This window comes from bacterium (genome assembly GCA_008933615.1).
Taxonomy (GTDB): domain Bacteria; phylum CLD3; class CLD3; order SB21; family SB21; genus SB21.
Genome location: WBUR01000045.1, coordinates 1 through 23,253, shown reverse-complemented (window position 1 = coordinate 23,253; position 23,253 = coordinate 1). Strand labels below are relative to the sequence as shown.

Here is a 23,253-nt window from a genome sequence, read left to right as displayed (position 1 = left end):
TGGCTAAAAAGCATAAGATATGTTTTGTGTTTTTGAATTTCTTTGCGTTCTCTGCGTCCTTTGCGGTTAATGTATTCTAAAGATTTCCAAAACTTTTTCTCCCTCTTTTCGTTTAAATTCATATCTTTTCCACATCCAATTCGAAAAATAACCTATTCACACATTTTTCCGGAGAGTCTATCATGAAAAAATTTCTGTTCGGTCTCAGTTGGGCGTTCTTATTAATCTCGCTTACTCAGTCTAACTTGTACTCCCAATTCGATTCCACTTTCTTCTCAGGCATGAAGGCCCGCAGTATTGGCCCGGCCGGAATGAGCGGACGTATTGCGTCCATTGATGCGGTGAAAGATGATCCGAATATTATTTATGTTGGAACCGCAACCGGCGGCGTGTGGAAATCTACCAACAACGGTGTCAGCTGGACTCCCATATTTGATGAACAAAATGTATCGTCGATCGGCGATGTCGCGATCTGCCAGTCTAATCCTAATATTGTTTGGGTTGGAACAGGCGAGTCCAATGTGAGAAATAGCGCCGGTGTGGGGAGGGGTATGTTCAGGTCAATCGATGCGGGAAAAACATGGTCGGCCATCGGCCTTGAGAAAACGGAAAAAATTTCACGTATTGTTTTGAATCCGGATGATCCTAATGTGGCGTACGTGGCGGCGCTTGGAACAACGTGGGGCGAGAATCCGGAACGCGGTGTTTTCAAAACAACCGACGGAGGAAAATCGTGGCAGAAAATTCTGTATGTGAATGAAAAGACCGGCGCAGCCGAACTGGTGATGGACCCCAATAACCCGAACAAACTCATCGTATCCATGTGGGAACACCGCCGATGGCCCTGGTTCTTTACCTCGGGAGGCCCGGGGAGCGGTTTGTACATTACGACCGACGGCGGGGATAAATGGAAAAAATTAGATGTGAAAGACGGTTTGCCGGAAGGCAATCTCGGGCGCTGCGGAATTGCTTTTGCAACGAACAAATCGAACATTGTGTACGCGCTCGTTGAAGCGAAACGCAGCGTACTGTTGCGCTCGGACGACGGCGGTTTCAAATGGAAAACAGTGAATCAGGAAACCAACGTGAGTCCGCGCCCGTTTTATTTTGCCCAATTGATGGTTAATCCAAAGAATGAGAATATCGTCTATCGGCTTGAATTTGTTTTGAGCGTGAGTGAAGATGCCGGCAAGACGTTCGCTATTCTCGCGCCGTGGAAGGATATACATCCCGATTATCATGCGATGTGGATTCATCCTAACGGAGAATTTATGATCGTCGGAAACGACGGCGGCATTGCGATGAGTTACGACCGCGGCAAGACATGGAAATTCGTGCAAAATCTGCCTCTCGCGCAGTTCTATCATATCAGCTATGATAATGAATTTCCATACAACGTGTACGGCGGGCTTCAGGATAACGGTTCATGGAAAGGCCCGAGCAATTCATTTAAAAAAGACGGCATTTATAATCACGAATGGGAAATGGTAGGATTCGGAGACGGTTTTGCTACGGTGTCCGATCCTGAAGATGCACAAAGCGGATACGGCATGTCGCAAGCCGGCTATTTGTATTATTACAATGACAAATTAGGATTCCGAAAAGATATTCGTCCGACCGAGAGCGATGTGAAAGCGCGTTATAACTGGAATGCAGGTTTCGCGCTCGACCCGTATGATTCAAAAACCATTTACTACGGAAGCCAATTTCTGCACAAGAGTTCGAATAAAGGTAATTCCTGGACGATCATCAGTCCGGATCTGACGACCGCCGACTCGACGAAATTAAAACAATCTCAAAGCGGCGGATTAACGCAGGATGCATCCGGCGCGGAAAATCACTGTACAATTTTGACCATCGCGCCGAGCGCGGTGAAACAAGGTGTGATATGGGTTGGCACGGACGACGGTAATGTTCAGGTGACGCAGGACGGCGGGAAAACGTGGACGAATACGATTAGCGCACTACGAAACAACAAGAATGCGCCGCCTTCTGCGACATGGTGCCCTCATATCGAAGCGTCAAAATTTGACGCCGGAACGGCATATGCGGTTTTCGACGATCACCGCAGATCAAACTGGAAGACGTATATTTTCGTAACGCGTGATTTCGGGAAAACATGGGAAAGTCTCGCAACGGCGGGAATCGACGGTTATGTTCACATGATCGAACAAGATCCGGTGAATAAGGATCTATTGTTTGTCGGAACGGAATTCGGATTATACCTCAGTCTTAACGGCGGGAAAAATTGGATGAAATGGAAGGCGGGATTTCCTACGGTTCCCGTGCTTGATCTGGCCGTCCATCCCCGGGAAAACGATCTGATCATCGGAACCCATGGGCGCGGTATTTATATTCTGGACGATATCGCGCCGTTGAGAAAGTTGACCAAAGAAACCGCCGGAACAAAATTTCAATTGTTTGAAGTTCAGCCGGGTTATCAATATCACACAGAATATTGGGCGGGGCCGTACACCAGTTCCGGCGATGCGATGTACCGGGGCAGGCAGCGTGATTTCGGTGCGATCCTGACCTATCTTGTCAATCCGCCGGACAGCGTGCGTGCATGGGAAGATACACCAAAAGAGAACAAAGTTAAGATCGAAATACTTGAAGGCGAAAAAGTTATCCGCGTGATCAAAGGCCCGGCCCGAAAGGGATTGAACCGAATTGCCTGGGATCTTTCGCATGGACAGTTTCATACCCCGTCATCTGTGGACACCACGGACATTGAAAAATCCGGTATTTTCGTTACGCCGGGAACGTACAAAGTTCGGATCCAATATGACGGCAAAGCATATCTGCAGAATATAGATGTCAAACCCGATCCGAGATATGCGGCGGACGGAGAAGGACGTTTGCAAACGCAGGAATTAGCGATGAAGACGGGCCGGCTGATGGAGACCGCGTCGTCGATGTATAAACAATTGCAGGAAACAAAAAAATCGATCAAAACCGTTTCGGAATTTATTAAAAATCTTGATACGGCCAAAGCGGCCGATCTGAAAAAAGCTGGAGAGGATTTACAGAAAAAACTGACCGCGTTCGAAAGAAAGATCGAACCGGATAACGATCGTCAGGGTTTCGACGATTTTGAAGACGTCATTATGCCGGAAATCAACACGCTGATGTGGACTGCGACAAGCACGTACGGCGCTCCAACCGAAGGCAATCGTGTGAAGTATGAAAAGATCAAAAAACACATGGAAGTATTGGTGAAAGAGCACAACGAACTATATGAAAAAGACGTTGCAGCCTATCAGAAAAAGGTTCAGGACTCCGGCTTTTCTGTATTCAAAACGGTGGAGATAATGAAACTAAAAGAATAATTTTCCAAATTGCCGAAGAGCGTAAATTATTTTAACGATTGCCGACTCCATGCTGGATATTAATTTCAAACTCTTTCCGCTCTTATCAACCGTGCGGTTGAATCTACGACAGGCTAGACTTGATGATGCTTATGCATTATTTGGTTTACGCTCCGATCCCCGGGTAATGGAATTCATGGACAAGCCGCTGATGGTGTCCCTTGATGAAGCGGGGGAGATGATCCGTAAGATACAAACCGAATTCGATGCAAATGAAAGTATCACGTGGGCCATTTCACTCAAAGATCAAAAGGAGATGATTGGCACGATCGGGTTCTGGAAGATCATAAAAGAACATCACCGCGCGGAGATCGGCTACCTGCTTCATCCGGATTACTGGGGCAAAGGGCTGATGCAGGAAGCGTTGATGCCCGTACTTGACTACGGTTTCCGCGTCATGCGGCTCCATTCCGTCGAGGCCAATGTCAATACGGGCAATGCCGTATCTATGCGGTTTCTTGAAAAAAACGGCTTCGTGAGGGAGGCCCATTTTAAGGAAAATTATTATTTCAACGGGCAGTTTTTGGATTCGTTTATTTATTCGAAATTGACGCCAGAAGCAAAATGATTTTTACATGAAACCTGTATTTTTTTCAACACAACCCGAATTCCGTAAGTGGTTAGAAAAAAAACACGATAAGATGCAGGAATTATGGGTGGGTTATTACAAAAAGGACTCAGGTATCCCCAGCATCACCTGGCCGCAATCGGTTGATGAAGCGCTTTGTTTCGGCTGGATCGATGGGATCAGGAAGTCGGTAGATGAACAGAGTTACATGATCCGTTTCACGCCTCGAAGGCCAAAAAGCAACTGGAGCGCGGTAAATATTAAACGCGTCAAGGAACTTACTAAAATGGGACTCATGCAACCGTCCGGGATTGCGGCTTTCGGCAGGCGGGATGAAAAAAATTCGGAAATATATTCATTTGAACGGAAAGCAGGTAAGCTAAACAAAAAATATGAAACGCTATTCAGAAAGAACAAAAATGCGTGGGCATTTTTCCGTATGCAGCCGCCGTCGTATCAGAAACCCGCTACGTGGTGGGTGATGAGCGCAAAGCAGGAGGAAACACAGTTAAAAAGACTTGAGCAATTGATAAAAGATTCTGAAGCAGGTGTTAGAATAAAACAACTTCGAAGGCCTTCCGATAAACAAGAATAAATGGGTTAAGTATTGCATCAACTGCCGATAAGGGATATTATCTCATAAATATAAACCAAGTAAAGGAGAGTGTTATGTCAAAACAAATCACGGTTGCATTGTTGTTTGTTTTTATTGCTATCAGCTGCACGGAGGATGATAAAAATGCGCTGGAAGGAACAAAATGGTATCTTGACGATGACGGAACGCCGGAATATGTCTATTTCAAAACAAATACGTTCGACGACTATTATTTTGATAGCGAATTTACATGTTTTGAGCACAGCGAACTTCCGTATTCCGTTTCTGAAAATAAGCTGAATGTATTGGGTCTTGAGTTTACGTTTGAAAAAACGGCAAGCACCTTGACACTCATCGATCATGCTGACGAAGATACCGTGATGTTTGTAGCCGTCGATTTCGATGCGGACACATTAGACATTTGCAGTCCGGAGAAACGACTAGGAAAGAGTTTTTTCAATAAGTAAATTTATTTTTTGAGAGAGCTCCGGATAAAATCCAATGCAGTTTGTAAACGGACGTTAAATCCCTCGGATGTTTCGATGATCAGGTAATGTTCTGTGCCGTAAACCTAAAAAAATTTTATATCCGCTGCTGCTGTTTTGTTTGAGCAGTTCTTCGTTGACCGGCTGTATAACGGAATTAATTAGCAAAAGCGAAACTTTCAGTTTTTTTTTGACAAAACTTTTTTAGTCAGCGATTTATTAAATAGACTACACAGGACGGATGTGGCGATCAGTGAATCGGCGCTTACAAAGTCATGAATCCCTCTATTGCGAACGGCGCTGTCCGTAGTGGCGCTAAACAAATAAGGCGCAAATTGAGCGGCCGTATTTTTGAAATTAGATTTAAATATTTTGAGAAACTTTTCCAATTCCGCTTTGTCAGTTTCATTGAGCTCTTTGCCCAATTCCTGAAAACTATCCACATCAATAAAACCGATCACTTCATTTTCGCACCAATGTGACTTAATTATTTAGTTGTTCAGCAATCTTGGGTTTCATACCTTTTATTGTCTTTGAAGACCATATTCATATACCGGGGTGATGAATTGGCCGATTGCTTTATTAATCCCAAACATTTCTATCAGTGCTGATAATTAAAAGCAAAATTGTATAAGGCTATATATAGTAGGCGGAAAGGGAATTTATGACTATCACAATAACTTAAGGAGACAGTTTATGAAAACGATCATCACACTATTATTCGTTCTGATATTGACGGGGATAAGCCACTCCCAAGACAAAAAGAAAGTCGGACTAGGTATGTCCATTGGTACAACAACTTTTTATGCAGCGGCAAATCAGACGCCTACACGGCTTGTTTTCACTTCGATCTATCTTCCCATTCACATCTCGGATAAGTTCAAGATAGAACCGGAGTTGGGTTTTACGCATTATACAGCATCGTCTGATTATTCGGATCAATCGAATACCGGTATTAAATTTGGAATCGGATTTTTTGGAAAAAAGCCCATCGAACAAACCCATGTGTATTATGGAGTTCGGCTGGGGATCATTCGTGAATCTGAGGATTATAGTTATGATGGTTACGGTTCAGACAAGGAAAAAAGCACACACAAATTTATTGGTCCAGCGTTTGGAGCGGAGCATTTTTTTTCTCCGGCATTTAGCTTCGGAGGCGAGACCCAATTTATCTACACGATTTTTGATACCGGAAGCAGCAGCTTCGATCTGAATTCTCTTGATAACCGTGTTCATTTATTTTTGCGTTGGTACTGGAATTAGAATAGCGAGTGTCGTGTAAAACATTGATTGCTTAATTCAACTCATTTCATCGAATTGAACATAATTTTCCCTAGTTCAAAATTCACGGCAGACAAATTTTTCCCAAAACCGCCTTTTTCTTTGCGCCGGTCACATTCGGAATATTGGCAGGATTTCCTGAAACCGCTTCATTGGCTAAAAGCGCAAAGAGTATCGCTTCTTTGGCGTCAGTGGGAATGCCAAAATCAGAAGAAAGTTTGATATCCACATTTTTAAAATAGTATTTCAATCTTTCCATTAGAAAAATATTCCGCGCCCCTCCCCCGCTGACGATGAGTTCGTCCCACGCCGCCTGCGGCTGAACGAAACGCGTATATTGATCGAAAATGGACTGAGCCGTAAACTCGGTAAAAGTGGCAATGAATTCTTCCGGGGAAACCCTGGGATAATGAGCAATAAGATGCTGGCAATAATGCTGGCCGAATATTTCCCGGCCTGTTGTTTTAGGCAGCGACTGAAATAGATACGCGTGATGCATCAGTTCCTTCAGCAGCTCTTCATGCACGGCTGATGTCCGCGCAATGCCGCCGTCTTTGTCGCAGGGTTGTGCTAAGAATTTCTGGGTGATATAATCGATCATCATATTGCCGGGCCCGGTGTCGAATGCGGTGATATCTTCCAGCCTTCCGTTCTTATCCAGAACGGAAAAATTGGCAATACCGCCGATATTCAGCACGCCGCGATTTTTGGTGTCGCTGCGGAAAACGATATAGTCCAGATAGGGCGTCAGTGGGGCGCCGCTGCCTCCGACGGCAACATCGGCCGAGCGGAAATCGCCGACCGTCACAATACCCGTTTCCTGCGCAATGACCGAAGGGTCGCCGATCTGTAATGTGGAATGGATATTATACCTGAATAATCGCTCCGTGTTGGGGTGATGAAAGACCGTTTGACCGTGGGAGCCGATAAGGTCGACGTCCTTTGCGTTGATGCCAAGCAGATCGAGGAACTCACTTACTGTATTGGCTAAAACCCGCCCTAATAATATGTTTAGCTGCGAAATATCTTTAAAGCCGCCTTTATCCGCGCTCGTGAGAACATATTCTTTCAAACCGTCCGGAAACAAAAAATGATTGTACATCTGAAGATGCAGGTGTGTGGACAACCCATTGCCCTGAATCCGAATAAGCGCAATGTCCATCGAATCCATGGAAGTTCCGGAATTAAGCCCGATGACCAGCCGCTCGGTTTTTTGTGTTATCTCAGCGAACGAGTTCATGATCCATTATAGTGAGATAATCAAAGCGGGTCAAATAATTTTAGCGAGTATAAATAGGACCGGGATATGCATCCCGTCGCGCTTTTTCGAAAATCAAAAGATGGGCAGCGTAAGAGATACTACTTGCAAGGTTTTCAAAATTCATTTAAATTGCCGCAAGTTAAAACTATCCGAAGGAATCCATATGGCACAGGTAGAACAAGATACAACCGGCGCAGGCAAGACCCTGCAAAAATTACTAAACTGGTGGGACAAAACATTTCCGGCGGGATCGAATTACAGGGAATCGAATGTCATGCTTCTTGATTTTTTTAATCATGAATCAAAAGTGCACGATCACGTCCGTTTGGTGATCAACGACGTTCAATATCCTTATCTCAAGGACAAATTAAATTCGTTCTTGACAAGACAGGCGGCATTGATCGCGTCGCTTAAACAACGCATCACAGAGCAAGAAGGAAAAGAGCCGGTGAAACCGGAATTTGTTTTTCATGATCAATTCGGTGTACGTCTGACGCTGAGCCTGCGTGAAATTCACGACATGTACAATCAGTATATTTTCCAGGCCGCCGTTGCAGCTGATGAAAAGACACGTAAATTTATGCAGAAATTGGTTGATGAAAAGCAGGCGCAAGCCGAACTTTTGTCAGACATGGTCACCAAAATACACGATTGAGGATAAATGAATTTAACTGAGATCGCTATCGTCCTTGAGAATTCGCAGGATACAGAATCCGTCAGAGGATGTAAAGAGTACCTTGATCGTTTCGGCCTGCGTTATGAAACCGCCGTTATTGAACACCTGGCTAATCCGGATGATCTGGCGGATTTTGTAAAAAAAGGCACAGACCGTGGCATCAAAATATTCATTGCGGTGGCGGGTTCCGCTTCGGGCCTGGCTTCAGCGATCGCCGCCCGCACGTATTTGCCGGTCATCGGCGTACCTCTTGAGACAACCGCCGCGAAGGGTTTGGATGCGTTATATTCCATGATCTATTTACCCGAGGGAACTCCGGTAGCCGCCATGGGCATCGGCCCGAATGGCGCAAGAAATGCCGCGATCCTTGCTGCGCAGATTCTATCATTTTCAGATCATCACCTCCGAGACCGTTTATTATTCTTTAAACAAAACGGCTGCCGTTTTTAATTTATGGGAGTTTAAATGAAGAATAAGCGCGCGCTCATTGTAATTCCAACATACAATGAGAGAGATACTATTCCTCTGATCATTGATAAAATTTATTCGTGCGACCTGACGTTATACATTTCCACGCTTCATATTCTTGTTGTAGACGATAATTCGCCCGATGGTACCGCGGCAGTGGTAAAACAATTGCAGGCAATCGATCCGCGTATTCATTTGCTCGAACGCGCAGAAAAACAAGGGCTCGGTAAAGCGTATGTCGCCGGCTTCGGGTTCGCATTAGAACGTAATTACGATTACGTCTTCGAAATGGACGCCGATCTGTCGCACGATCCGGTGTACTTGAAGGATTTTTTTGAGAAAATTCAGGATCATGATCTGGTGATCGGATCCAGGTACGTCAAAGGCGTGAACGTTATTAATTGGCCGCTGAGCCGCCTTTTGATAAGTTATTTCGGTAATATGTATGCGCGGATCGTAACGGGTATTCCCGTTCGCGATGCAACATCCGGTTTTAAATGTTTCCGCGCGGAGGTATTGCGCGCGATTGATCTCAGCCGCGTCAGCGCGAGCGGTTATTCTTTCCAGATCGAGATGAATTACCGCGTATGGAAACTCGGATTTAAACTGTGTGAGACATCTATTATTTTTTATGATCGAACGATCGGTTCTTCTAAAATGTCGGCGAATATTGTCAAAGAAGGATTATTGCTGGTTTGGAAGCTTAAGATCAAGCATTTTTTCGGCAGGTTATAAATATAAGGAGCTATTTTGGCGGTTATACTAGAATTTGAAAAACCTATCGCAGAATTGGAAACGAAGATATCGGAGATGGAATCGTTGTCTGAAAACGTGGACATCTCACCTGAACTTGAAGGGCTGAAGAAAAAGCTCGAACAGATGCGTGAAGAAATTTATTCCAATCTCACGCCCTGGCAGAAAGTGCAGCTTGCACGCCATCCGGATCGGCCGCGTTCACTGGATTATATCGAACGCATCAGCCTGGGTTTTGTGGAACTGCACGGCGACCGGTTATATGGCGATGATCATGCGATCGTTGCAGGATTTGGAAAGATCGAAAACACCGAGTTCATGATTATCAGCCAGCAAAAAGGAAAAGATACTAAAAGCCATGTCTACCGTAATTTCGGTATGCCCAATCCGGAAGGATATCGGAAAGCCTTACGACTGATGAACATGGCGGCAAAATTTAAACGCCCGATCCTGACGCTGATCGACACGCCCGGCGCTTATCCCGGCATTGGGGCGGAGGAGCGCGGACAGGCAGAAGCTATCGCGCGAAATCTTTTAGTCATGTCGAGGCTTCCCGTACCGATCATTTGCGTTATTATCGGCGAAGGCGCATCCGGCGGGGCATTGGGAATCGGTGTGGGCGACCGGCTGCTAATGATGGAAAATACATGGTATTCGGTGATCGCGCCGGAATCGTGCTCGAGTATTCTGTGGCGAAGCTGGGAATTCAAAGAAAAGGCAGCGTCGGCATTAAAATTAACCGCAGACGATCTGATGAAATTCAACGTGATAGACGGAATCATAAAAGAACCCATAGGCGGGGCCAATCGCGATTACGTCCTCGCAGCGAAAAACGTCAAAGAGGCAGTGATGAAGGAATTGGAAACGCTGGAACAAATGCCCGTTCAGCAATTGCTCGAAGAACGCGTTGAAAAATATTCGAAAATGGGGCGATGGGGAGAAATGAAATAGCATCGTGTTTACGGAATTGTTTGGAACTTAAGTCACATCAATAATAGCTCCATGATCGTCTTTCTGTAAGAATCTTTTCGAATCGTACTAGAAATAAAAAGATTCTTATAGAATGACAATTAGACCGCTTTCCTATCCATTCCATATCGACCTGTTTTTGTCGATAGAATGCAGTCGCGTCATGAAAACCAACATCACCCATATCCGTGTCCGCTACGCAGAAACTGACAGCATGAAGGTTGCGTACAACGCGAATTATTTCATCTGGTTCGAGGTAGGTCGTAACGAGATCATGCGCGATCTCGGTTATCCCTATGCGCAGCTTGAATCCGAAGGATTTTTTCTTCCCGTGATTGAAGCGCATTGTAATTATATCAAACCGATTCGTTACGATGATGAATTGGAACTTCATTCCTCATTCGCCGAACAAAACGGCGCGCGCATCCGGATCGAATATAAAATACTGTGTAAAACAATTCTTGTTGCAACGGGTTACACCATTCACGCCTTCACCGATCACAGCGGCAGGCCTGCGCGGCCGCCGAGAGAATTTTTGGAGAAATTGAAATGAGATCAAAATCTTTTTTTTCAATATTACTGACATGCCTGCTTTTTTCTTTCGGCAATCTTAAAGCGCAGAACCTCGATACCCGTATTTTCCGATCGATCAACGATCGTCACACGAAGTTCAGCGATAATTTTTTTAGTTTCCAAAGCAACTCTGTCAAACCCGTTTACATCGGCGCGCCGTTGGGTTTTCTTGTTACAGGTATTATTCAAAAAGATCGTAAAGCCGAAGATACGGGCTTTTTACTGTTGACGGCCGCGGTATTGAACTACGGCATTACCTACGGCATGAAAAGCGCCGTTAACCGCAAACGGCCGTATAAAACGTTGACGGATGTACACACCGTCGGCTCGACGGAACGCTCGGCGTCATTTCCGTCAGGTCATACGAGTTCCGCTTTTACCGTTGCAACGGTGGTGTCGCTTCAATATCCCAAGTGGTATGTGATCGTACCGAGTTTTGCATGGGCGGGCATGGTGGGCTACAGCCGTATGGCGATGGGTATGCATTACCCGAGCGATGTGCTGATGGGCGCCGCGATCGGTGCAGGAAGCGCATATCTTGTCTATAAACTCAGAAAGCCGATCGTCAATGCTAAAGACAAAGTATTTCGTTAGGAACAGGCATTGTTGTTCGACATTCCCAAATAATATATCAGCCGCGGAAGTTAGCCGTATTATTATCGGCCGCCTTCCTCATACTGATAACTCTGTCATGATGCTGACGCACGAAGTGATCACTTTGTTAAACATTTTCTTCATATATTGGACTGTCGTGTAAACCGCATACGCGACCAATCCAAGAACCAATAGAATATTTGCTACGGACAGCCATACTAAGTCGCGTCCTTCAACGGTTTCAATGTGCGCCAAATGCCGATTTTCTGCCACCAGAGCCTTCAGAGATGACGAATATTCCTTAAACAGCATGTCGGATCGATCCCGGATCAGAATTTTGGCCTCTTCATTTCTATTTTCCCGTGACAAGCTGACCATTTGCTGATGCTGTTTAAGATACTCATTCCATTTTAAGACAAAATCAGCATAGAGCGTCTTCTCAAGCGGCGTCGTGATTAGAGGCTCGTACATACGCAACTCGCCGTTGATTAATTCCGTTATGCGTACAATTTCAGATTCATAGGCGTTCATCTGATCATTGTTCAATGATAAAATATGCTGAAGTTCATTGATACGAAAGTCGGAAGTAAGTTTATTTATATTGCTCACATGAATTATACTGGGGAGCCAATTGTTGTTAATTTCATTGGATTTCCCATGGATTCCTGCCATGAATAGCACGATTCCGGTTAGTCCGCTGAGCACCAATGCACCAAATATAAATAATTGACGTTTGATCGGAATCATGACACTTCTCCGGTTATATTTTTGAAAACACATGCGCTTAACAATTTTCAATTCTTCTTCTTCACTTCAATTGCGGTAATGATCTTATTCTCACGTCGTGACGTCATGAGATGAAGGATCACCGCATCGCCGTTTTTCAGATTTTTGATCGCCGCACGGTAGTCTTCCATGGTCGATATCGGTTGGTTATTCACTTTGGTGATGTAGAAGCCTTCGTAAATGCTTTGCTCCTTGGCATGCCAGGAGGAATTCGTCACGATAACCCCTTTTCCGCGCGGAACATTGTCTGATATTTCCTCCACCTCAAATCCCATTCCGCTGCCGATCTCGTCTTCTTTTTCTTTGTTTATATTCTTGCGGGATTGTGCAGGCGGAGGAGAGGTTGAACCGTCAACCGATTTTAGCGTAACGGATTTGTTAATTTGGCTTCCATTCCGCTGAATCAGCAGTTTCACTACATCGCCGGGTTGCTTGAGAGCCACGTACGCCTGAAGGTCGTTTGACTGATTCAGACTTCGTCCGTCTATCTTTAAGATGACGTCGCCTTCCTCAAGGCCGCTTTCCTTCGCAGCGCCCTTATCCATAAGTGATTCCACCAAAACGCCTTCCGCATTCTTCAATCCCACGGCTTTTGCATACGTAGCATCCACATCTTTGATTCCCACGCCGACATAACCGCGCACAGTATATCCGTATTTAATGATATCTTCCATAACATGTTTGGCGATGTTGGAAGGAACGGCGAATCCATATCCCTGATACAGCCCGGTCTTGGACGCGATGGCCGTATTAATGCCGATAAGTTCGCCTTTAATATTAACCAACGCGCCGCCGCTATTACCCGGGTTGATCACCGCGTCGGTTTGAATAAAACTTTCAACACCGTACTGATCGCCGATGATATCAATCTGCCGGCCGATTGCGCTGATGATACCCGCGGTGACGGTCGAGTTGAGGCTGAGAGGAGAGCCGATCGCAAGAACCCATTCGCCGACTTCAATAAGGTCTGAATTGCCGAATGAGGCCACGGGCAATTTCTCTGCATCAATTTTAATCAGCGCAATGTCTGTGAGAGGGTCGGAACCGAGCAGTTCCGCGCGGAACACCCGTTTGTCAACCAACCTCACCGTGATCTGATCGGCTTCATTAATTACGTGATGATTGGTCAGAATATAACCGTCGGGGTGAACTATCACGCCGGAGCCGAGTCCTTGATCCGGCATGTCCTTGTGAAATTTTCTGAATATTTCGTCAAATCCTCCGCCAACTTTTACTTTTTTCTCGCTGATGATCGTTACGACTACCGGCTTTACCTGATTAGCAATTTTTGAAAACGCTTTGCCGGAGTTGTCGATCTGATTCAGATCGGATGGAGCGGTTGAAGTAAAATTAACTTCGGGTAAATTGTCGGCCCGGCTGAAACTGGAAATATCCAATTTGGAACTTAAAACCAGTCCTGCAAGCACGCCAATAAAAAGTATGGCGAATAGTATAATGAGAGGCAGTCGTTGGCGCATAGTTTATCTCTTTCTCAATTTAAATTTTTCTGCTTTTTTCACTTCGCTTTTTGGCGGCATCGCCGGATGTGACGCCGTATTCCTTTAAAACGTCATTGCTTACAAAGATCGGACACTTAAAGCGGATGGCCAGCCCGATCGCATCGCTGGGACGCGCGTCAATTTCAGTCGAGTTTCCGTGCGTGGTAATACTCAACAGCGCATAATACGTGTCATTCTTAACTTTGTTTATAATGATTTTTTCCAGCGTCGCATCCAGCGCTTCGATCACCGTTTTCAAAAGGTCATTAGTTAATGGACGCGGGGACTTGACGCCGGAAAGTTCCGCTTGAATAGCTACCGCCTCATTTGCGCCGATCCAGATCGGCAGGTAGACGTCTTCACTCTCATGATGCAAAAAGACGGCCGGGCTTCCGCTCAGGGAGTCCATGACTACGCCTAAAACTTTGACCTCCGTGACATCGGAGCCGCCTGCGACGTACTGAACATGCCGGTTAAACAGATAATTCTTCGAAAATATTCCGGCAATACCAAAAAAAAGAAATGCGGATAATACTATCAGAACCATTCGCCGCATCGCATCTTTATTGACTGGAGAACCTGCAGAATCATCTCTGGCTGAGGAGTTTACTTCGGGAGTGGTTTCCATGAAACGTCTTTCTCCTTTTAGGCAACCGGGGAAAGAATAATTCACCTAACACATAATAGAGAAAGGTATCGCGGGAGCCAAGAAAATGCAAGATAAAAAAGGAAACCATTGGTTCGACGGGCGTCACAACTGAATGAATAAGAATATTCATTGCAAGATTATCGGCTTGAGGGTTTTAATTGTTATGAAACAGCTAACAATTTCGTAACAAATAACACGAACTCTTAATAATCGTCTAATCTTCGGCTAACAATGCGCCGCTATATTTGTGCACCTAAACCACAGTATTATTGCGTGAGCTTTACTAAACCTAACTAGCGAGAAAAAAACATGAAAAAAGTAAGTACGATTATATCCTTCATTGCCGTCTGGGGAATCTTATGGCTCTGGTCTTCCGCGGCCATGGCACAAACCGGTGAACTGAAAACCGGAAAAATTGCCGGTAAAATAGTTGATGCATCCGATGGAGAGCCATTGATCGGATGTAATATTGTGCTTGTGGGCACTAAATACGGGGCTGCATCGGATCTGAACGGCAATTTTTTTGTCAGTAATATTCCGGAAGGAACGTATTCCGTTTTGTTTTCGTACATATCATACAACAAAAAAACGATCCATCCCGTCACGGTCACGACCGGCTTAACTTATAATCTGCAGATCTCGCTTGAACCCGAAGGCATCATGGGCGAAAGTATTGTGGTCGAAGCAAAAGCCGACAGAGCGGCAAAGAGCGCATTGCTTGTTCAGCAGAAAAAAGCCGTTGTCGTTAGCGATGCAATCGGCAGCGAACAGATCAGTAAAACTCCCGACAAGAGCGCCGGCGATGCGCTTAAACGCGTGACAGGCCTAACCGTTGTGGGAAATAAATACGTATATGTTCGCGGATTGGGCGAGCGTTACAGTAATGCGCAGCTGAACGGTATTGAAATTCCAAGCCCGGAACCGGAGAAAAAAATAATTCCAATGGATATTTTTCCTTCCGGCTCGATTCAGAACATAACGGTTGTTAAGACTTATAACCCCGACATGGCAGGCGATTTCTCCGGTGGATTGGTTAAAATTAATACTAAAGAATTTCCTGAAAGTCTTTTCATGACGACAAGCGTGTCTACTGGAATTAACAACGCTTCGTTTTCAAAGATTCCCCGCTACAAAGGCAGCGGGACGGATTTTCTTGGATTTGACGACGGGACAAGACAGCGCCCGAATATTCCTAAATTCAACGGCTCCACTCCGGATAACTTGAAAGCGCAGTATAACAGCCGGTTTCAGAATATATGGATGCCGGCAAATTCACAAGTATCCAATAATTCAGGATTCAGTTTTTCTGTTGGCAACAGTCTGGGTGAAGATTCAAATATTGGTTTTTTGGGTTCTCTCACCTACAGTTCCGACTTTAACAGCCGTAATGAAAGGGAATATTTCCCGATTGCCGACGGCGTGCCTGCATACGATTATAAGACCGCCAAAGGAAATTACGGCGTTCTCTGGGGCGCACTGCTTGATTTAAACGTGAAAATCAACACAAATAATAAAATAGGATTAAAAACCGTCTATAATATTCAGTCCGATGATGAAGCAAGTACGACCTCGGGATATAAGAACGGCAGTTCCGGAGGAGACGTTCGTTTTACACGGCTACGATATCAGCAACGAAAACTCTTTTCCTCGCAGTTGCTTGGAGAGCATCAGATTAATAATTTTTTTAAAAGTAAAATAGATTGGCATCTCGCTTTTTCTCAGGCCGACCGTAACGAACCCGATACCCGTCAGACATCCTACGTTCTCAATGAGACGCTGAATCGATACGACGCATTCGGATCTTCAAACAACTCGCGTTTCTTTTCGGACCTAACGGACAAAGAAATAAACACAGGCGTTGATTGGAGTATTCCGTTTGAAGTAATAAAGAATTCAAAAATAAAGTTGGGATCACTGGTTCGTATAAAGGACCGTAACTTTAGTGCACACCGGTATGCATATTCCAATTTTGCCGATGCCGTGCGGGGCGAACAGCCGGAGGATCTTTTCTCATCGGACAATATTATCAACGGGCTGGTCGATTTTGAAGACAATACGCAGGCCAATGATACGTACACCGCTAATGAAAACACAATTGCCGGATACGTGATGGGGGACTTTCCCGTTGACAAGAGGTGGCGGCTCATCGGCGGCGTACGGTACGAAAACGCTCAAACGGAATTGCATTCAATTGATCCGGCTTCTGGAGCAGAAAATAAGAGTCTCTCTCCAAAATATACCAACAGAGATTTTTTCCCCGCACTCAATGTAGTATACGCTTTGAGTGAGAGAATGAATTTACGTCTGGGATACAGCAAAACTATCTCGCGTCCGCAATTTCGTGAATTAGCGCCTTTTCGATACGATGACTACCGACGCAGCACCTATGGAAATCCTTTTCTGAAGTCAAGTCACATTCAAAACTATGATTTACGCTGGGAGTTCTTTCCGAATTCGGGCGAACTGGTCGCGGCGAGCTTTTTTTACAAATCATTTGAGAACCCTATTGAACGATTTTTGTTACCTAATCCGGGAAGTCAAGCGGGCGATCCCGTCCCCGTCAATGGAGGCAATGCATCTAATATCGGAATTGAACTTGATTTGAGGGCAAGCCTGATTCACGTTTCGGATGCGCTTAAAGATTTCAGTATAACCGCGAATATGTCCTTGATTCGATCCCGGCTAACGCAAAAAAATGCAATTGAAGTCTACACGTTGGGCAGTAACGATCCGACGTTATTTTCACCGGATTTTGTTGCCAATAAGAAACGTCCTATGCAGGGGCAATCTCCGTATGTAGTCAATATTGGATTAAATTATGTCAACGCGGTGAGTCTTACGGATGTAAACCTTTCTTACAACGTGTTTGGTGAAAGAATCGCAGAGATTAGCACTAAGCTGAATGATGCGCAAGGCAACAAAATTTACGACGATGTGTACGAACAGCCCTTTCATCAACTTGATCTGACCGTAGGTCAAAAGATCACAAAAAACCTTAAGCTAAAAGCCAACTGGAAGAATATGCTGAATCAAACCGTACAATTTAAGATGAGCAAATTTGTTACTAATGAATATAAACCGGGCATGAGCTTCTCAACTTCCGTCACCTATGATTTTTAACGGATAACGTATTGATTACAAGCGCGTAATCCGGGCTTAACAAGAAAATGCTAAATTAGAGTCATTGCTTAATTAATAATTGTTAAACCATTTTCAAAAACCAAACGGAGGAATAATGAAAAGAAGTAAACTGACAAGTCTATTGTCTGCATTTTCACTTATCATTTTGTTCGCTATGAACATGACGATGACCGGTTGCAGCGACGACAAGAGCAACGGCCCAAGCGGTGCGACGATATCCGGCACTGTGAAAAACAGCGCTAATGTACCGTTGGCAAATATCATCGTGACCATTTCAACAACACCTACGGCAAAAGCTGATACGACCGGTGCAACGGGCATATATGAGTTTACGGAAGTTCCGGTTGGCAACTATACATTGACTTTTTCGGGAACAGATTATGTTACCACCACTACCACAATCAATGTAGTAGAAGACGATCCGGTGGTTACGGTTGGCGCGACAACCATTCCGGCGACCAGCGAACAGACCGGCACGATTTCCGGTACTGTGACCGGGGGCGGCGGCAATTTGGAAAACGCCGAAGTAAAGATCATCGGTTCTACGGCCAGCACGGGCCGTACTGCAAAAACAGCCGCGAACGGTACCTACAGCTTCACCGGAGTATTCGTCGGAACGTATACAGTTGCAGTAGAACGCGACGGATATGTTTCCGACTCTACCACTGGTGTGACTGTAACGGCGAATGCAACCGCCACAACTAATTTTGCCATGACCCAATCGGTAATTTTATCAGGTAATCTTACAACGGCTCTCACCTTGGATCCTAGTATTGTTTATAAACTTAACGGCCCTTACCAAATCGTTTCCGGCGCCGTGCTTACCATTCCTGCAGGCACGCGTATTGAAGCGGTAGAAGGCAGCGGAGCTGTAATTATAACTATCCGCGCGACCGCCTCCAACGCCACCACCGTCAACAAGGCCAATGGAAAGATTTACGCGCTTGGAACGGCTGCCGAACCGATTGTATTTACGACCGAGCGATCCGCCGGAACCCGCACGCGCGGCATGTGGGGAGGCATTGTTTTAAATGGCGTTGCCGGCCTCAACGTACCCGGCGGTATCGGTGTTGGCGAAGGTAATACGGGAAGCTACGGCCCCGGTTTTGGTTCCTTCACGTTGAATTCTTCCATCGGCGATACCATGAGCAGCGGAATATTTCAATATGTCCGTGTTGAATTTGGAGGAACTAAAGTTACGCCCGACAATGAAGTAAATGGATGGACATTCAATGCCGTTGGAAGCAACACCGTTCTGGATCATATACAATCACACATGATTGCCGATGACGGTTTCGAATGGTTTGGTGGAACGGTCAAAGGCAAGTACCTGGTTGCCTCCGGCTGTGACGACGATATGTTCGACACTGATTTTGGAACTCAGGTGAAATTGCAACATGTTTTTGGTATTCAGGATCAGGCTCTTGGAAACCGCGGAATGGAAGCCGACAATGATGCAACCGGAAGCGCTAATACCCCGATTTCAAAACCGACGGTCTGGAATTTTACATTCGTCGGCGGAAACGGTACGGACGATAAGAACAATGACGATAACAACGAAGGTATGTATTGGAGAAGAAATACTCAGTATGATGCCAATAACGGCATCGTCTCGTATTTCAACCGAATTGGGCTCACGCTTGACGGCACCGCCGACAGCACGAACGCCGCAAACGGTACGGCGACGGCAAAAAACATGATCATGTGGAATAATTCGAGCAATATTACGAAACACGTGAAACAAATTGCGTTTAAAACGACTGCACAGAATTACGATACAATCGGGCTTCGCGCGACACTGGATGCAAATTTTACGAACATCTTAGTTCAGAATCCGAACTTTACAAGCGTGACAACATCTGCTAATGCGAATCCGTTTGACGGTAACATGCCGAATCCTGTTCCGACATCTGTTGTGACCGGCGGCACACCTCCGAACGACGGTTTCTTTGATGTTTCCGCGACCTATATCGGCGCGTTTAACACGACGAACTGGTTGACCGGCTGGACGACCTGGGCAAAGAACTAGACATCAAAAACGAATGCAGGTTGTATTTGCGTGCAACCTGCATTCAACTTTTTTATTCTATGAAAAACCTAACGTACCTTTTGTTCCTTGTCATGCTCATTGTTTCGTCTTGTCACAAGCGTGAACTGGCAAACTCCGGCGATTCGATCGACGATCTGGCAAAAAGGGCTCTGGAAGCGATCGCATCTAACGATATCAAGAACCTGGATGCCCTCAGAATTAATCGTGATGAGTTCAAAAAATATCTGTGGCCGGAATTTCCCGCCAGCAAGAACCATGTGCCTTTTGATTTTGCCTGGGATAATCTGAACGGCAAAACAATCAAAGGTATGAGCCGGGCGCTTTCAGATATTGGCGGGCAGGAATTCAACCTGGTAAATGTGACTTTTGAAGAAAACGATGATCCTTATTCTTCTTTCGTCATTCACACCCGCACAGTGTTGCAGGTAACAGATCCGGATGGGAAACAAAAACAGATTAAGTTCTTTGGATCTATTGTGGAGCGTAACGGCGAATTCAAATTTTTAAGCTATAGAGATTGACGACAAGTAGGTATTGATTTTCTTTAAAATTTTCTCCTCAGTTAGGTGTAGGAGAAACACCGATTAGAAAGTAGTCGGAACCACGCAAGACCCCGTAAACTTTTGTCTACGGGGTTTTTTACTGATGCAAAGCTATCGACTTGGAGCTACTCTATTCTTGAAAACCGGTGAAAATGTTTAATTTTGAACTACCGTATTTTACAAATATTTAATCGCCCGATAACATGGTAACAATTTGATAACATTATGAAAATCTCAAGGTAACATGACGATAGTATACTTGGCGCAGTGTGGTCTAATTGACTTTCTAATTATTTGGAGAAAATCATGAAGAGAATTTTATTGATGTTGTTATTTGTACTGACATCGCAATTTATGCTTGTTGCGCAGGAACAGAGTAACGGCTCGGCGGGTGACGAGGAGGAACTGAAAAAACAGGTTGAGGGTATTAATAAAACGTTGCTTGACTTGAAAACCACTGTGGACGCGCTCAAAAAATTGAAAATCTCCGGATACATTCAAGCTCAGTATCAAGTGGCGGATACGGCGTTTGGCGGCGGATGGAACGTGGGGAATTTTGCAGGCGGCAATTTCTCGCGAAATTCGGATAACCGGTATTTGCTGCGGCGAGGGCGTGTCAAATTTGCTTACGAGAACGATTTGACCAAATTTGTAGTTCAAATCGATGTGACGCCGGCGGGCGTCGGTATCAAGGACGCCTATTTTAGCGTTATCGATCCGTGGCAGAAGACTGTAAGCCTCACCGCGGGCGTGTTTGATCGTCCGTTTGGATACGAAATTTCTTATTCATCAAGTCAGCGCGAATCGCCGGAGCGTTCCAGAATGTTCCAGACTCTATTCCCCGGCGAGCGTGATCTCGGCGCTAAGATCGAGATAAAACCGCGAAAAGGCGTCTTAAACCATTTTAATCTAAAAGCCGGATGGTTTAACGGGATGCGGGAAAATGCCAATGAAAATGACAGCAAGAAAGATTTTATCGGCCGGTTTGGGTTCACTCTTCCACTGCAGGAAAAGAAATTGACCATTGACGGCGGCGTATCGCTCTACAGAGGGAGCGTCACCAGTCTGACCAAAGGCGTTTATATCTGGAGCGCAACAGGTGATAGTTTTGCAACAAAAAATTCCAAAAGCGATAGTTTGAAAGCGGTATCGCGTCAATACATCGGAGCTGACTTGCAGATTTATTTTGAAGTTCCGGTACTTGGCAAAGCCGCGCTTCGCGGCGAATATATTACCGGGGATCAACCCAGCACGCAGACGAGTAACTCATTTTATGCCGTTACTGCTGACACGAGATTGTACAAACGCAATGTGGCCGGTTACTATGTGAATTACGTTCAGCATATCGGTCCAAAAAATCAATTGGTACTCAAATACGATGTATTTGATCCGAATACGAAGGTGTCAACGAAAGATTTTACTTCGGTGACTTCCGGCAACGGTACGCTAGGCAGGCAACTTACCGGTGCGGATATTAGGTTTAACACCATGGGATTTGGCTGGATATACCATTGGGACAGCAACGTAAAGTTTACGATATATTATGAAAAAGTGTGGAACGAGAAGACGGGGAATAACATTAGCGGTGATCTTGCTCGCTATAACAAGGACTTAAAAGACAATATTTTCACGCTGCGTATGCAATATCGATTCTAAAGAATTATTATTTTGGTTGTGAGAATCAGAACTACACAAAATCCCGTATGCTTCCGGCTTACGGGATTTTTTTATCCGATCTGAAGCTTCATACCGTCGTCACGAGCGGCGATGGACTGTGTTATTTCATCGGCCGGCTTTATGATTGCGCTCCCGATCGTGAGCAGTCCGACACGTCCTATGAACATGGTAAAAACGAGAAGAATTTTTGAAGAAGACGATAAAAGCATGGTAATGCCGGTGGATAATCCGACCGTGCCAAAAGCGCTCACGACCTCAAAGGCCATTTGTACAAGTGAAAACTTAACTTCAATAATAGACATCAACAAAATGACGCCCAATACGAATGTAGAACTCAATACGTATAATTTCACCGCATTTCCTACCGATGTTTTGGAAACGATATAATTAAAGACCGTCACGCGGGTGCGTCCGCGGAAGGAACTGCGGATATATCCCAGCATAGTTACGAAAGTAGGAATTTTGATTCCTCCGGCAGTGCCCTGCGGCGCTGCGCCAACGAACATGAGCAGAATGAAAAGCAAAAGCGTTCGAATTTGAAAAGCGCCGATATCCACTGTATTAAAACCGGCGGTTCGTGCGGTAACCGAGTGAAAAAATGAAACCAACAATTTATCGGCGACGGATAATGGACCGAGTGTTCTTTCATCAGACCATTCGAAAAATAAAGTGAAAATCATACCGGCGCTAATGAGAAACAAAGTTCCGTAAATAACGATTTTCATTTGTAACGGAGAAGCGACGCCGGCTAATTCTTCTTTAATTTTCCTGGCTCTGACATAAAGATGATCCACAAAATTGTAAAAGGGCTCTACAAGACCCAACCTGTCCGGTTTTCGAATGGCGACCATCTCCATCAATGCCTCCGAAAAACCGAGCGCTTTGTGTAAGGCCATTAGGAAAAACTGTTCGATTCCGAGTAAAACAGGATAACCGATTCCGCCGAAAACAATAAGCCCGGCAATGATCATATTGAAAAACATATCGCTGCGAAATAACATCAGGTTATCTGCATTCAGCCCGAAACCGGCGTTATTAAAAGCCGAAATCGTATGAAAGATCGAAAACCACAATGGCGAGTCGACGCTTTCTTTCATGTGAAAATACATGATCAGACAACCTAGTCCCTCGACGGCCAGGGTGATCTTTGCCGTAGAGGCCAGAACCTGAAACACCGACTGCCGCTCGCCCGTCACATCCATGACGGAACCCAGCGTTTGCGCAGAACCCGGAGATAGATCGGTTGACCGGCCGATCCACAATAAACGAAATGCAGTCACTACCCCAAAGCCGCCGACCTGAATGAGCACCATGACGA

At 45.2% G+C, this 23,253-nt stretch carries 21 protein-coding genes; 15 read left to right on the top strand and 6 right to left on the bottom strand.

Going from position 1 to position 23,253, the window contains the following annotated elements:
• The first annotated feature begins 182 nt into the window (after nucleotides 1–182).
• The 4 genes from F9K33_14330 (at nucleotide 183) to F9K33_14315 (ending at nucleotide 4,998) form a co-directional block, all read left to right on the top strand.
• Nucleotides 183–3,329: a hypothetical protein gene (locus F9K33_14330; protein ID KAB2878152.1), complete on the top strand. Its 3,147-nt coding sequence runs from the start codon at nucleotides 183–185 to the stop codon at nucleotides 3,327–3,329.
• Nucleotides 3,330–3,378: 49 nt separating this feature from the next.
• Nucleotides 3,379–3,936 carry a GNAT family N-acetyltransferase gene (locus F9K33_14325; protein ID KAB2878151.1) on the top strand — a complete coding sequence of 186 codons (558 nt, stop codon included), beginning with the start codon at nucleotides 3,379–3,381 and terminating at the stop codon, nucleotides 3,934–3,936.
• A gap of 7 nt (nucleotides 3,937–3,943) precedes the next feature.
• Nucleotides 3,944–4,531, top strand: coding sequence for a bacteriocin-protection protein (locus tag F9K33_14320; GenBank protein ID KAB2878150.1), 588 nt, complete (start codon nucleotides 3,944–3,946; stop codon nucleotides 4,529–4,531).
• Nucleotides 4,532–4,605: 74 nt separating this feature from the next.
• Nucleotides 4,606–4,998: a hypothetical protein gene (locus F9K33_14315; GenBank protein KAB2878149.1), complete on the top strand. Its 393-nt coding sequence runs from the start codon at nucleotides 4,606–4,608 to the stop codon at nucleotides 4,996–4,998.
• 197 nt (nucleotides 4,999–5,195) lie between these two features.
• On the opposite strand, the gene F9K33_14310 is transcribed toward F9K33_14315, so the two are convergent.
• Nucleotides 5,196–5,477, bottom strand: coding sequence for a hypothetical protein (locus tag F9K33_14310; protein ID KAB2878148.1), 282 nt, complete (start codon nucleotides 5,475–5,477; stop codon nucleotides 5,196–5,198).
• 235 nt (nucleotides 5,478–5,712) lie between these two features.
• Between F9K33_14310 and F9K33_14305 the strand changes: the two genes are divergently transcribed.
• Nucleotides 5,713–6,279 (top strand): outer membrane beta-barrel protein, encoded by a 567-nt coding sequence (locus F9K33_14305; protein KAB2878147.1) that lies wholly within the window; start codon nucleotides 5,713–5,715, stop codon nucleotides 6,277–6,279.
• 82 nt (nucleotides 6,280–6,361) lie between these two features.
• Here the strand turns inward: F9K33_14305 and F9K33_14300 are convergent, their stop codons facing one another.
• Entirely contained in the window at nucleotides 6,362–7,537 is a 1,176-nt protein-coding gene (locus tag F9K33_14300) for an anhydro-N-acetylmuramic acid kinase (protein ID KAB2878146.1), read from the bottom strand.
• A 184-nt stretch (nucleotides 7,538–7,721) separates the two neighbouring features.
• On the opposite strand from F9K33_14300, the gene F9K33_14295 reads away from it, so the two are divergent.
• The 6 genes from F9K33_14295 to F9K33_14270 all read left to right on the top strand — a co-directional run bounded on the left by F9K33_14295 (nucleotide 7,722) and on the right by F9K33_14270 (nucleotide 11,591).
• On the top strand, nucleotides 7,722–8,213 hold the full coding sequence (locus F9K33_14295) for a hypothetical protein (protein KAB2878145.1): 492 nt from the start codon (nucleotides 7,722–7,724) through the stop codon (nucleotides 8,211–8,213).
• A gap of 6 nt (nucleotides 8,214–8,219) precedes the next feature.
• On the top strand, nucleotides 8,220–8,684 hold the full coding sequence (locus F9K33_14290) for an AIR carboxylase family protein (protein KAB2878144.1): 465 nt from the start codon (nucleotides 8,220–8,222) through the stop codon (nucleotides 8,682–8,684).
• 15 nt (nucleotides 8,685–8,699) lie between these two features.
• On the top strand, nucleotides 8,700–9,437 hold the full coding sequence (locus tag F9K33_14285; GenBank protein KAB2878143.1) for a polyprenol monophosphomannose synthase: 738 nt from the start codon (nucleotides 8,700–8,702) through the stop codon (nucleotides 9,435–9,437).
• Nucleotides 9,438–9,449: 12 nt separating this feature from the next.
• Entirely contained in the window at nucleotides 9,450–10,406 is a 957-nt protein-coding gene (locus F9K33_14280; GenBank protein ID KAB2878142.1) for an acetyl-CoA carboxylase carboxyltransferase subunit alpha, read from the top strand.
• A gap of 112 nt (nucleotides 10,407–10,518) precedes the next feature.
• Nucleotides 10,519–10,977 (top strand): acyl-CoA thioesterase, encoded by a 459-nt coding sequence (locus tag F9K33_14275; GenBank protein KAB2878141.1) that lies wholly within the window; start codon nucleotides 10,519–10,521, stop codon nucleotides 10,975–10,977.
• The gene (locus tag F9K33_14270; GenBank protein ID KAB2878140.1) at nucleotides 10,974–11,591 is read left to right on the top strand and encodes a phosphatase PAP2 family protein; all 618 of its coding nucleotides are present in this window, start codon (nucleotides 10,974–10,976) and stop codon (nucleotides 11,589–11,591) included. The genes F9K33_14275 and F9K33_14270 overlap by 4 nt, the downstream gene beginning before the upstream one ends.
• 78 nt (nucleotides 11,592–11,669) lie before the next feature.
• Here the strand turns inward: F9K33_14270 and F9K33_14265 are convergent, their stop codons facing one another.
• From F9K33_14265 to F9K33_14255, 3 genes are read right to left on the bottom strand one after another with little or no spacing between them, the layout of a single operon-like run.
• On the bottom strand, nucleotides 11,670–12,389 hold the full coding sequence (locus tag F9K33_14265; GenBank protein KAB2878139.1) for a hypothetical protein: 720 nt from the start codon (nucleotides 12,387–12,389) through the stop codon (nucleotides 11,670–11,672).
• Nucleotides 12,386–13,855, bottom strand: coding sequence for a PDZ domain-containing protein (locus tag F9K33_14260; GenBank protein ID KAB2878138.1), 1,470 nt, complete (start codon nucleotides 13,853–13,855; stop codon nucleotides 12,386–12,388). The genes F9K33_14265 and F9K33_14260 overlap by 4 nt, the downstream gene beginning before the upstream one ends.
• A 19-nt stretch (nucleotides 13,856–13,874) precedes the next feature.
• Nucleotides 13,875–14,504, bottom strand: a complete 630-nt coding sequence (locus F9K33_14255; GenBank protein KAB2878137.1) for a bifunctional nuclease family protein — start codon at nucleotides 14,502–14,504, stop codon at nucleotides 13,875–13,877.
• A 330-nt stretch (nucleotides 14,505–14,834) separates the two neighbouring features.
• Here F9K33_14255 and F9K33_14250 point away from each other — a divergent pair, with 330 nt between their 5' ends.
• The 4 genes from F9K33_14250 to F9K33_14235 all read left to right on the top strand — a co-directional run bounded on the left by F9K33_14250 (nucleotide 14,835) and on the right by F9K33_14235 (nucleotide 21,914).
• Nucleotides 14,835–17,645 carry a TonB-dependent receptor gene (locus tag F9K33_14250; GenBank protein KAB2878136.1) on the top strand — a complete coding sequence of 937 codons (2,811 nt, stop codon included), beginning with the start codon at nucleotides 14,835–14,837 and terminating at the stop codon, nucleotides 17,643–17,645.
• A gap of 115 nt (nucleotides 17,646–17,760) precedes the next feature.
• Nucleotides 17,761–19,695 carry a carboxypeptidase regulatory-like domain-containing protein gene (locus F9K33_14245; GenBank protein KAB2878135.1) on the top strand — a complete coding sequence of 645 codons (1,935 nt, stop codon included), beginning with the start codon at nucleotides 17,761–17,763 and terminating at the stop codon, nucleotides 19,693–19,695.
• A 59-nt stretch (nucleotides 19,696–19,754) separates the two neighbouring features.
• Nucleotides 19,755–20,237: a hypothetical protein gene (locus F9K33_14240; GenBank protein ID KAB2878134.1), complete on the top strand. Its 483-nt coding sequence runs from the start codon at nucleotides 19,755–19,757 to the stop codon at nucleotides 20,235–20,237.
• 327 nt (nucleotides 20,238–20,564) lie between these two features.
• Entirely contained in the window at nucleotides 20,565–21,914 is a 1,350-nt protein-coding gene (locus F9K33_14235; protein ID KAB2878133.1) for a hypothetical protein, read from the top strand.
• 71 nt (nucleotides 21,915–21,985) lie between these two features.
• Here the strand turns inward: F9K33_14235 and F9K33_14230 are convergent.
• Nucleotides 21,986–23,253 (bottom strand): hypothetical protein (locus F9K33_14230; GenBank protein KAB2878132.1); only part of this gene is annotated, 1,268 nt, incomplete at its 5' end.

What these genes read in the sequence shown, in the direction of transcription:
- F9K33_14330 (KAB2878152.1), top strand. Translation starts at nt 183, where the DNA reads ATGAAAAAATTTCTGTTCGGTCTCAGTTGGGCGTTCTTATTAATCTCG.
- F9K33_14325 (KAB2878151.1), top strand. Translation starts at nt 3,379, where the DNA reads ATGCTGGATATTAATTTCAAACTCTTTCCGCTCTTATCAACCGTGCGG.
- F9K33_14320 (KAB2878150.1), top strand. Translation starts at nt 3,944, where the DNA reads ATGAAACCTGTATTTTTTTCAACACAACCCGAATTCCGTAAGTGGTTA.
- F9K33_14315 (KAB2878149.1), top strand. Translation starts at nt 4,606, where the DNA reads ATGTCAAAACAAATCACGGTTGCATTGTTGTTTGTTTTTATTGCTATC.
- F9K33_14305 (KAB2878147.1), top strand. Translation starts at nt 5,713, where the DNA reads ATGAAAACGATCATCACACTATTATTCGTTCTGATATTGACGGGGATA.
- F9K33_14300 (KAB2878146.1), bottom strand. Translation starts at nt 7,537, where the DNA reads ATGAACTCGTTCGCTGAGATAACACAAAAAACCGAGCGGCTGGTCATC.
- F9K33_14295 (KAB2878145.1), top strand. Translation starts at nt 7,722, where the DNA reads ATGGCACAGGTAGAACAAGATACAACCGGCGCAGGCAAGACCCTGCAA.
- F9K33_14290 (KAB2878144.1), top strand. Translation starts at nt 8,220, where the DNA reads ATGAATTTAACTGAGATCGCTATCGTCCTTGAGAATTCGCAGGATACA.
- F9K33_14285 (KAB2878143.1), top strand. Translation starts at nt 8,700, where the DNA reads ATGAAGAATAAGCGCGCGCTCATTGTAATTCCAACATACAATGAGAGA.
- F9K33_14275 (KAB2878141.1), top strand. Translation starts at nt 10,519, where the DNA reads ATGACAATTAGACCGCTTTCCTATCCATTCCATATCGACCTGTTTTTG.
- F9K33_14270 (KAB2878140.1), top strand. Translation starts at nt 10,974, where the DNA reads ATGAGATCAAAATCTTTTTTTTCAATATTACTGACATGCCTGCTTTTT.
- F9K33_14260 (KAB2878138.1), bottom strand. Translation starts at nt 13,855, where the DNA reads ATGCGCCAACGACTGCCTCTCATTATACTATTCGCCATACTTTTTATT.
- F9K33_14255 (KAB2878137.1), bottom strand. Translation starts at nt 14,504, where the DNA reads ATGGAAACCACTCCCGAAGTAAACTCCTCAGCCAGAGATGATTCTGCA.
- F9K33_14250 (KAB2878136.1), top strand. Translation starts at nt 14,835, where the DNA reads ATGAAAAAAGTAAGTACGATTATATCCTTCATTGCCGTCTGGGGAATC.
- F9K33_14245 (KAB2878135.1), top strand. Translation starts at nt 17,761, where the DNA reads ATGAAAAGAAGTAAACTGACAAGTCTATTGTCTGCATTTTCACTTATC.
- F9K33_14240 (KAB2878134.1), top strand. Translation starts at nt 19,755, where the DNA reads ATGAAAAACCTAACGTACCTTTTGTTCCTTGTCATGCTCATTGTTTCG.
- F9K33_14235 (KAB2878133.1), top strand. Translation starts at nt 20,565, where the DNA reads ATGAAGAGAATTTTATTGATGTTGTTATTTGTACTGACATCGCAATTT.